The organism is Candidatus Borrarchaeum sp. (assembly GCF_019058535.1).
GTDB classification, from domain to species: domain Archaea; phylum Asgardarchaeota; class Sifarchaeia; order Borrarchaeales; family Borrarchaeaceae; genus Borrarchaeum; species Borrarchaeum weybense.
The window spans coordinates 1-9,770 of the sequence record NZ_JAHPYX010000123.1; the positions used below are offsets into that span (position 1 = coordinate 1).

A 9,770-nucleotide genomic window follows, 5' to 3' on the forward strand; every position below is an offset into this window, starting at 1 on the left:
CTACAAGACGTGCTTAGAAGACTGGATAAGACCTTTAAGAATTTTTTTCGGCGAATTAAAAAGGGGGAACACGCTGGCTACCCACGCTTTAAAGGGAAATACCGGTATGATTCCTTCACCTACCCACAAAGTGGGTTCGCCCTCGATTACCACAACAAGAAACTTCGGCTCTCGAAAATTGGAGATATCACGATTAAATTACACCGTCCTATCCCTTCTGAAGGCGTGATCAAGACCTGTACCATTACACGCGATATTGACCACTGGTATGCCTGTTTTGCAGTAGCACTTCCTGATCCTGCTCCTGGAACTCAGCAAAGAGCCATAAAGAGCGCGATAGGTGTGGATGTGGGGCTTAAGAGTTTACTGACGTTAAATAATGGAGAAACAATAGCTAACCCACGCTGGTTCAGAAAATCGGAGAAGAAATTAGCCAAAGAACAGCGAAGGAAAGATAGGAAGCAGAAAGGGTCACATAATCGTCATAAACAGAACAGGAAGGTGGCACAGGTGCACCGGAAGATCCGCAACCAACGGAATGACTTTCATCACAAGCTCAGTCGGAAACTGGTCGATGCCTATGACCTCATCGTCTATGAGAATCTTACCATTACCAACATGGTGAAAAACCATCATCTCGCCAAGTCGATTAGTGACGCCGGCTGGGGGCAACTCATGTGTTTTACCGAGTACAAAGCGGAGGAAGCTGGTACTGTAGTAGAATATGTGAGTGCCTATAATACCACACAACTGTGTAGCCAGTGCGGGAAGCTGGTGCCGAAAACCCTGGCAACACGAATCCACAGTTGCCCTTACTGTGGACTGGTGTTAGCGAGAGATCATAATTCAGCCATCACGGTGTTACACCGATCAACCCACTATATAGAAGCACGCTCATCATCATCAGGGCAGGAACTGCCCGTAGAGCCTGGTTGACATGTCCCGCTGGGGAATGGATGATTCAGGAAGCCACCCTACTTGTTGGGTGGTAGTTCACATCCGTCGTACTATGTGCTTTTCGAAAACTTATTATATTCAAACTTTTTATCATGTTACAAATCGTAAGGAGGAAAAATGAAAATGCGAGAAGAAGTTGAAAAAGCGATAAATGAATTACGAGGACCTTTGCGTAATGATGGAGGAGATGTTGAACTAGTTGATGTTCAGGGAAGTAAGGTGTTAGTCCGTCTAATGGGTGCATGTGCTGGCTGTCCTTTTAGTCAGGATGTTTATTAAACTTAAGCATCCCTAAAAAGATGACAGTCAAGAACTATATTGAAGCAGAGTTAAAAAAGAGAGTGCCCGGGGTCAGTGAAGTCGTCCCCGTTGCTTAAAATATTTCACATTAGGTTTCAGCAAATATTCTAATGTAGATCTTATTTGTTTTGCATTAAATCATTTGTTGAAATATCTTATCTCATTTAAAGAATGGGTTATTTTTTCTATTTCATTTTAGCATCTTTCCCATGCTGTAATATGGGCATCAATATAGGCTTTTATTAGATGTGACCAGTCACTTTTTTTGGCAAGTTCCCTTGCATTTTGCTTCAATTTTTCGAGTTCCTCTTGAGATAACTGAGAAATATCATATAACATCTTCCATAAATCATCAACTATTTCTTGATTTGATCTATTGTGTCGCCTAAGAATCTTGATGCCTAGGTTTTTTTGTTCTCTATTAGATTGAATTCCAAGCAAGCTGTATCCATAGCCTGTTAAGTCGGTAGTAACAGCAATAACGCACCTACTTGCTGCCTCTAGCGGCGTATAACCAAATGGTTCATATATCGAGGGATAAATACCCACATCTGTTGCTGAAATTGCATCAAAATAATCCAAATTTAGAAAACCATCTTTTCTAGAAAGATATATTGGCATAAAAATAACTTTAACTCTATCCCTTTCCTCATTTCTAAGGTTCACGGCATTCGCTGCAGTGATTATTGCGTCATTTGGAACTAGCATGTTATGTGTGCAAATTGGGAGTGAACCAATTCTTCCCGTTATTTGCTCTTTTGCATTTTCAAAATCATTAATTGTTTGTGTAAAATCATCTGCGAAAAAGTCTTTGAGATTCTTACTGAAGACCCCCTCTAATGTACCATTATAAAGTCCATGAATTACTTCATCTTCTATTTTAAATAAAAAAGGAGCTATTTTATCAGCTACCATCGAGTAATGACTCACAGCTTTTTCAATGTCTTCTCTTGGATTAAGAACAGCCGCTGGCACCCAAATAAAAGCAAATACATTTCTATCTGATTCCTTACTTTTTAAGAACTCATTTAAGTTAGACAATGATTGAATGAAAATGTCTATCCCTTTATTACTAAATTCATATCGACCAGAAAGATGGACAATAAGCGAATTTTCAGTTTTTACATTATACCAAGGCGCGAAAAATGCTTCTATAAACCGTATAATTTTAGGTCGCGTTCTCATTCGTCGTCTTCTGCAATCTTCACCTTTTAAAAAGGTCGAGAAATCTAAACCATTTGGAGTAATCATCATTTGATCTACTCCGTGAATGTATCGAATTTCTTTTGCTGTAATTTCACTTACTGTTGTAAGTACATCAGCTTCTCGGCAACAGACTTGTTCCATCAGATGCTTGCCTTCGAGTTTGAATTGAAATGCTTGCCCTTGATCCGCCATCATTGCTTTGTCTTGCCCAAGTCCTTCATCAATTTCCTTAATCAGATCATGACCGGCTTCTGCCTTTTTTCTTCCTAGCATAGTTGCATGAGTAGTGAAAATTTTACCGATCTTTGTACCTTGTAACTTAAGGTAAAGAAGTCCTGCGCCCGCTAACCATTCGTGAAAATGTGCGACAACCCTCTTAGAAGCAAACTGAGGTGCAGTAAGTACCCCCTCTATAAGCATTCCTGTGGCCCAAGACCATGCAATTGGCTCATCGTAATCGAATCCCATCATTAGTGAGTCTATTTTGTATTTCTCCCAGAATAACCCCTTTATATCGTCAACCTGCCTCACTGTCTGCCCATCTGGCTTTATAACCATTCGATTCATAAAATCTCTTGAATCTATTAAAAATACGAAACTTTCATCTCCAGCTACCCATCTGCCAAAATATACTTTTATCCCTGCATCTCCTAACTTGCGAAATAACCATTCAAATTCTCTAGGAGGTGTCATGTCAATAAAATCTTCACTTACATGAGCAGGGTTATAAAAACCAATGCCATAATAGTTTTCTGAACCATATACTAATTTCATATACTTTGCTTTACTTGCAATAACTTGGTAAATTCCACCTACCTTATTTGCAATTTCGAATGACACTTCGAAACAAGAATCGGGGGCGTTATCTCTCTCCATTTGTCTTTTCGCCTCTCTTTGTATTGCCTAGAAAAAATATTTAAAAAACATTGTATACAAATGGTGTCCAAGAGCCATTCTTTAAACTTATCGATTATGAAAAAAACTGGCACAATTTCGAAAAAAAATCTACAAAGAATAAAAGAAGGGAAACGAGTGAAGAAACCACTTTTTGTTATTGGTGTTGTTGTCTTAACTGTCGGGATATTATTAGCTGCTTTTGGCACACGACAAGTCCCTTATACAGATTATGAAACCTATTCGGCGCAAAATTCTACGGTAATAGTAAATGAAGCTAGTAAAATTTCAAATAATGACTATTATGCATACTATAGGGATTTTGATGCAGGAGAACAATTAAAAATAGAATTTAGTGCTGTGAGCGACCTTTCAATTTGGGTTGAAAACGAAGACGAATACTATAAATTTACAAGCTCTCAGTCGCATTCTGGTATTTGGGCTGCACTTGATGTTACTAGCGCTGAAGCAACTGTTACCATCCCCAATGATGACTATTACTATGTCGTGATCTTAAATGAGAATACTCATTCTGTGGCATACGATCTAAAGGTTACTGAATATTGGACATCTCTTGAAACTAGAGAGATAATTCGTTATAGGCCTGATTACACATTAAATTTCGTTGGCGTTGCCATTGTCTTTGCTGGAGTAATTTTGACTGTAGTAGGAGCAGTTACTAAACCTTCAGATTTAGAAGACTATGAAGATGATGAGGAACTCTCAACTCTGCAACCTACGCCAATTATAACAACAGCTGATACTGATGGTGAAACTGAGTTACTAGAAGTAATGGAAAAAGTGCCATCTGAAATAATTTGTCCAAACTGTGCCTCAGAAATCGACGCGGAGACTACTTTCTGTCCTTATTGCGGATCAAAACTATAATTTCTCTTTTTCGTTTTTTCAACAACTATATTTAAGTTGAAATTCGACTCATAAATTCATTTTTGATCTTTTTTGGATGCCAAGGAATGTTTTCGAAAGGAGGATCACCTGGTTGTACTTTTACATGTAATATCTGTAAACCATTTCCTTTCAAAAGCCAATTCAATTTTTCCTGAATAACTGTTTTATTATCATTACTCTGAATAGATACAGTAGTTTCTACACCTATACCACGTATCATAGTTTCATAATTGATAACAGAAGAAACGGTTGGTTGCCCGCCTGTTGTTGCATACAGTTCATTATCAATTATCAAGATTTTTAGGTTTGAAGGCTTTAAACTGGAGACAGTTGACATAGATCCGAGGCCCATCAAGAAATTGCCATCGCCTGTAATAACAATAACCTTTCTATCAGGCTGCGAAATTGCTAAACCCAAACCTACTGCCATCGGTAGCCCCATACTTCCTCTGAGATAAACCTGTGGCCTAGGTAAACAATGAAATACTTGTCTACTAATATTTCCATTTGAACCTACTATCAGTTCATTACCTTGAAGAAAAGTTCCTAATAATTCGATTATCTCGTGTCCCTTCATTTTTTGCTTAGCACCCCCTTCGTTACGAGTAGGCAAACCGGTCTCATTGTAACATTCATTTTATTTATTGCATTTTCAAGTGTACTTTGCCAATTTTCTTCCTTTAATTCCCAATAAGGGACACGATATGCTCTTAAAGCATCTTCAGTAACTTCTCCCATAATTGAGTGCTCTGGAAAGTCCTTATCAGGTTCTAATCCTCTCCAACTAACAAGTAAGAGAATAGGGATTTCATAAAGTTGTGCGAGAGAAGTTAATGCATCTCCAATAACCGCAAATCCTGAGTTCTGCATTATTACCATGCCTTTTTTTCCACCAAAATGGGCACCGCAAATTACGCCAATTGCTTCGTCTTCACGTGTTGCAGGTACGTATCTGATCTCTTTGCCAACTTCAAAAGCTGTAAGCAAGTCTTTAAAATAAGAACATGGAACACCTGAAGCAATGCTAAACCCTTGCTGCTTAAGTGTATTCAAGAACTCATCTAGGGCAATCATATTCTCACAGAGATCTTTTTTATTTTTAAATGTAATGGTTCTTTGTCAAAACGTGTGGACTTTATATATTATTTTAAATTGTTGCTTCTACCCCCCAAGAAACTCGCACTTTAGTATAAGAGATGTGTTTGACTTTTTGCCCGCCCATCCCGGGCGGGTTCTCCTTCGGTGAGATATTATGACTGAAATCATGCCATTGCCCAGTGCCGAAATGGTTCAAAAAGACTTGAAAAAACTATATATGAAATTGGCTCATCTAAAAATGGAAAAAATAAAATTTGAAAAAACAATCGAAGATATCCTTCATGCATTCGACACAAGAGAAGCCTTGAGATGGGGAAAAGCCAAAAAAATTGAACAAATAGAGCGCTTAAACAGATATATTCTTCAATATAACCAAGTAAGAAAACATCTTATAGAAATAAATAGAAAGATGCGGGTGTTAGAAGAACAAGAATCAACTAATCCACTATAAAGAGTAAAAATTATTTATATAAGTCTTTTATTCTCTTATAGGGTTTTATTTACGAGAAACAGCATTTTATTGGTTTACAATATACTAAAATGATACAATAGCCATTTATTGTGTCATCCGTTAATTAAAAGTTCTGTCGGGTAGGGAAGAAAAGTATTTAATTCTTCTTATCTTTATCCTCGCCATTTCAATTAATAATGGAATTATAAGTAGATAGTTTGATAACTGCTCACCAATTAGTGATTTATGCAAAGTCAAATAGCGAGAGGTATTTTACGAAAACTTTCGCAACTATTATATATCCAGAAGCACATATCAATGAGGCATAAATCCTAGTGGGGGTTCAAATGAAACGGATTTCTCAGCCTGAGGATCGAAATTTAGTGTTATACTATATAATTACAATCGCCTTTACTTGGTTTTTTTGGATATCTGAAATCTTGGCTATGCAGGGACGACTGGGCTCTTCCATTTTTACCGACTTTCTCTTGAGCCCGAACAATCCTGCTGCATGGGGACCGCTTATTGCGGCGGTGGTGCTCACTTATTGGAACGCAAGAAAAGAAGGAGTAATCAAACTCTTGAAACGAGGGATCGATTTTCGCTTCCCTAAAGTATGGTGGATCCCCACTATCTTGTTCTGGCCTGCTATCATGGGAGGAGGTCTTCTAGTGGCATTTCTTGCAGGAGAGCAGATACCTACGTTGTTCTGGGTAGCTAATCCTTTATTAATTGTTTCTTCCTTTGTTCTGATCCTCCTATTTCAGGGACCACTACAAGAAGAATTTGGCTGGAGAGGCTATGCACTCGATCGACTTCAAGCCCGGTTTAATGCCCTTATATCCAGTATCATTTTAGGATTGATGTGGGTGATTTGGCATATCCCTTATATGTTCTGGTTAAGTGATGAGATCATTTATGAAATCTTTTGGGGTTTCCTGCTTTCAAATATCTTGATAACCATTGTATTCACTTGGTTGTTTAATAATACGGGTGGGAGCGTTCTAGTTACACTCATTAATCATGCCATGTTCATTTTAGCCGTTATCATGTTTCCAGCCCTGGAAACCGCAGCAGGTAGTCTCTTTTACTTGGTTGTCCTTATCGCATCCATTATTGCAATAGTATTAATTTGGGGTCCTAAACAACTAATGCGTGAAGCCAAAGAGCAGGAACTTAGTACTAAAGTGGAAAATTGAGTCCAAATTAAACTCCCACCTTTCGGAAGGGATCTTCTCGTAGATAAAAGGTAGACTTAAATCGCCTTCGATAGTTATAACTAGAATGACTGAGTTCTTTTAAATTGATAAAGGCGAAGAATTTTGAAACAGATTTTTAAGGACAAGACAGAAGAAGAAATCCATCAATTCATTAGAGACTTTGTTAGGACCGTTTCAACGTATCCCGATTCTGATAATAGTGCAAAAAATCTTTCTGATGTTTTTTTAAAGATATATGGGTTCTCCATTGGAGATCCACACATAATTAAGGATGCCCTATTTGCTCAGGCTGGACTAGCACTCCTTTTAAGCAGTATCTACTACGAGAGCATTCGATATGAGTATAATATAGAAGGACTTCTCACTATTATGAGAGATGTTGGAGGAAGAGCAGCAATTGAACAAGCTATAGAATTGATTTTGAATAAAAAAGCTGAACCTATTTTTACTATAACCAAAGCAATACTTAGAGCAGTTCCTTCAATTGAAGAACTGTTCAATGATTTAATAAAATTAGCCGTGAAACTTTCATCAAAAAGATATTTATTCAGAAGAGATTTTGCAGGAAAAATTTACCATGATATTGTAGGAGATTGGGCGATTAAAAAGGGATTGGCTGTATTTTTTACTCAGGTTCCATCCGCTTATCTTCTTCTAAGCCTTATAAATCCAAATCCAGTAGAGGAAGAAGGAAAATTAAAACTTCCTAGAATATGTGATTTTGCATGTGGAAGTGGTACACTTCTAACAGCAGCGTATAATGTTACTAGATCTAAATATGATTCATATTTATTGAAAACTCATACTAGTAAAACGCCAAAAGAGATTAATGAAGAGTTTCACAAAGCATTCATTAAAAATTGTTATGCTTTCGATGTTTTAAAGTATGCTACCCAGATAGCACGTCTTACACTAGCATTACACTGTCCTGAAATTCCATTAGAAGATTTTAAATCCTATACGATACCTTTAGGTATTAGGAAAGAATCAGGTAGAGAAATAGTATCTTTAGGATCACTAGAGTTTGCTAGATCATCTCCTAGGCTTGAGAAGAATATAATTAAAAAGTGTGAGATGCAAGAGGAAAAAGAACATGTCTACATCGAGCCTTTCGACCTAGTAGTTATGAATCCTCCTTTTACTGGTACAAGTGAGAGAAAAAGAAAAGGACGAAAAGTCGAAGGTCTATTCGGTTTTATGACTGATAAAAAAATCCTAGAAAAAATCAAGAAAGATTATCAGTATTTAAGCCGGGAAGAAATAAAGAGAGTTCTGGAGACCAACGCACTAAAATTTTTGGAAGTACATCCTCTGGAAAGACTGCTAGCCGATAGATCCTCACCTTATAGAAAGATTTGGCCTGCAGGAGAGCCTCTTCCATTCCTTTATCTCGCTCACAAATACACTAAAGTCAATGGCACAATCGGATTCGTACTTCCTAAGAGCTTTCTTTCGGGTATTACCTGGTTTCTGGCGAGAACTTTGTTAGCCTCAGACTATCATGTAGAAACAATCGTTGTAAGTTATGACCCAGAAATGGGATACAATTTTTCAGAGTCAACAGACCTTAGCGAGTGTCTTTTGATAGCTACCAAGAAAAATGAGCATATAGACGAGGAAAAAACTAAATTTGTCATGCTGCTGAGCAAACCAGAAACCGATATAGTAGCAACATCTCTTACCAAAAAAATCTTTCAAGGAAAATCCTATGTGGAAATTGATGGTGCTTCTGCTTTTGTTATAAATATTGGAAGAGAAGAACTTATAGATAATTTAGATAATTGGGGAAGATTTGTATCCCTACCAAACCTGAAAATCTTGAAGATATTAAACCAATTACTGAAAGGGGAGATTAGAGTCGGTGAAACAGTAAGAAAGTTCCCTATAACCAAGTTAGATGAACTAATTTCAACGATCGGAATAAATCGTTGTGAACTCGGGAACAATTTCAACAAAGTAGGCAATAAGGTTTCTGGTGCCTTAAGAATTTTACTCGGAGGAGGAGAAGAGAATAGAAAAAAGATGAGCCTATCACCAAACCAATATGCACTCCCAACTAAGAGAGGAGAAAGGATATTTCAACAAAAAGCAGGGCATTTATTAGTACCCGATAGAATCCGGTGGGATACAACTCACGTAATTTCACTACTTTCCAAGGAAAAAACTTTAGGAAATATGTTTTTTGCGATAAATCTCAAGAATGAGAACCCCAATAAACTAAAAGCTCTTTGTTTATGGCTTAATACAACTTGGGGTATTCTGACAGTTCTTTCAAATAGACAAGAGACAGAAGGAGCTTGGACAAGTTTGGTGATGGGACATTGGAGGACACTTTCAGTCTTGAACGTGGATGAAATATCCAAAGAATGCTTGGAAAAACTGGCACAGGTTTTCGATAGTTTTAAGAAAATCGAATTAGGCAGAATACCACATCAGTACAATGTTGAAAACGAGTCGTATAAAATAAGGCTGGATTTGGATACAACCGTCCTTGAGACATTAGGAATTGAAGTAAGAGAAGAAGATCTTACATCTCTCTATCAAGAAATTTATTCTTCTTTTGAGCAGTGGATAGGACTTTGACTGCCCGTCAAAGGTAAAAATCCTCTCACAATATCATGAGGTTAGTTAGAACTGAGATGCGAATATTATAGCGATCACTATAAGTAAAATCCCCATGGCAATTAATAATAATGCTCCAATTAGTGTATCGGGTATTATCCAATAACGAATTC

9 protein-coding genes are annotated in these 9,770 nt (G+C 37.4%); 6 read left to right on the top strand and 3 right to left on the bottom strand.

Going from position 1 to position 9,770, the window contains the following annotated elements:
* On the top strand, positions 1 to 936 hold a 936-nt coding region (locus QVB70_RS07060), incomplete at its 5' end, for an RNA-guided endonuclease TnpB family protein (RefSeq protein WP_287584832.1).
* Positions 937 to 1,080: 144 nt separating this feature from the next.
* Positions 1,081 to 1,236: a NifU family protein gene (locus QVB70_RS07065; protein WP_287584834.1), complete on the top strand. Its 156-nt coding sequence runs from the start codon at positions 1,081 to 1,083 to the stop codon at positions 1,234 to 1,236.
* 216 nt (positions 1,237 to 1,452) lie between these two features.
* Here the strand turns inward: QVB70_RS07065 and QVB70_RS07070 are convergent, their stop codons facing one another.
* Positions 1,453 to 3,339: a hypothetical protein gene (locus QVB70_RS07070; protein ID WP_287584836.1), complete on the bottom strand. Its 1,887-nt coding sequence runs from the start codon at positions 3,337 to 3,339 to the stop codon at positions 1,453 to 1,455.
* A 156-nt stretch (positions 3,340 to 3,495) separates the two neighbouring features.
* Here QVB70_RS07070 and QVB70_RS07075 point away from each other — a divergent pair, with 156 nt between their 5' ends.
* A complete protein-coding gene (locus QVB70_RS07075; RefSeq protein ID WP_287584838.1) occupies positions 3,496 to 4,245 on the top strand; it encodes a zinc ribbon domain-containing protein in 750 nt (249 codons plus the stop codon).
* A gap of 31 nt (positions 4,246 to 4,276) precedes the next feature.
* Here the strand turns inward: QVB70_RS07075 and QVB70_RS07080 are convergent, their stop codons facing one another.
* The gene (locus tag QVB70_RS07080; protein ID WP_287584839.1) at positions 4,277 to 4,843 is read right to left on the bottom strand and encodes a thiamine pyrophosphate-dependent enzyme; all 567 of its coding nucleotides are present in this window, start codon (positions 4,841 to 4,843) and stop codon (positions 4,277 to 4,279) included.
* Positions 4,840 to 5,340, bottom strand: coding sequence for a thiamine pyrophosphate-binding protein (locus QVB70_RS07085; protein WP_287584842.1), 501 nt, complete (start codon positions 5,338 to 5,340; stop codon positions 4,840 to 4,842). Before QVB70_RS07085 ends, QVB70_RS07080 begins: the two co-directional genes overlap by 4 nt.
* Before the next feature lie 178 nt (positions 5,341 to 5,518).
* Between QVB70_RS07085 and QVB70_RS07090 the strand changes: the two genes are divergently transcribed.
* The 3 genes from QVB70_RS07090 (at position 5,519) to QVB70_RS07100 (ending at position 9,618) form a co-directional block, all read left to right on the top strand.
* Positions 5,519 to 5,815, top strand: coding sequence for a hypothetical protein (locus tag QVB70_RS07090; protein ID WP_287584844.1), 297 nt, complete (start codon positions 5,519 to 5,521; stop codon positions 5,813 to 5,815).
* Positions 5,816 to 6,162: 347 nt separating this feature from the next.
* Positions 6,163 to 7,014 carry a type II CAAX endopeptidase family protein gene (locus QVB70_RS07095; RefSeq protein ID WP_287584846.1) on the top strand — a complete coding sequence of 284 codons (852 nt, stop codon included), beginning with the start codon at positions 6,163 to 6,165 and terminating at the stop codon, positions 7,012 to 7,014.
* A 123-nt stretch (positions 7,015 to 7,137) separates the two neighbouring features.
* Entirely contained in the window at positions 7,138 to 9,618 is a 2,481-nt protein-coding gene (locus QVB70_RS07100; RefSeq protein ID WP_287584849.1) for a hypothetical protein, read from the top strand.
* The last annotated feature ends 152 nt before the right edge of the window (positions 9,619 to 9,770 follow it).

Excerpts from the sequence above, each read along its gene's own strand:
- QVB70_RS07065 (WP_287584834.1), top strand. The coding sequence starts at position 1,081 with ATGCGAGAAGAAGTTGAAAAAGCGATAAATGAATTACGAGGACCTTTG.
- QVB70_RS07070 (WP_287584836.1), bottom strand. The coding sequence starts at position 3,339 with ATGGAGAGAGATAACGCCCCCGATTCTTGTTTCGAAGTGTCATTCGAA.
- QVB70_RS07080 (WP_287584839.1), bottom strand. The coding sequence starts at position 4,843 with ATGAAGGGACACGAGATAATCGAATTATTAGGAACTTTTCTTCAAGGT.
- QVB70_RS07085 (WP_287584842.1), bottom strand. The coding sequence starts at position 5,340 with ATGATTGCCCTAGATGAGTTCTTGAATACACTTAAGCAGCAAGGGTTT.
- QVB70_RS07090 (WP_287584844.1), top strand. The coding sequence starts at position 5,519 with ATGACTGAAATCATGCCATTGCCCAGTGCCGAAATGGTTCAAAAAGAC.
- QVB70_RS07095 (WP_287584846.1), top strand. The coding sequence starts at position 6,163 with ATGAAACGGATTTCTCAGCCTGAGGATCGAAATTTAGTGTTATACTAT.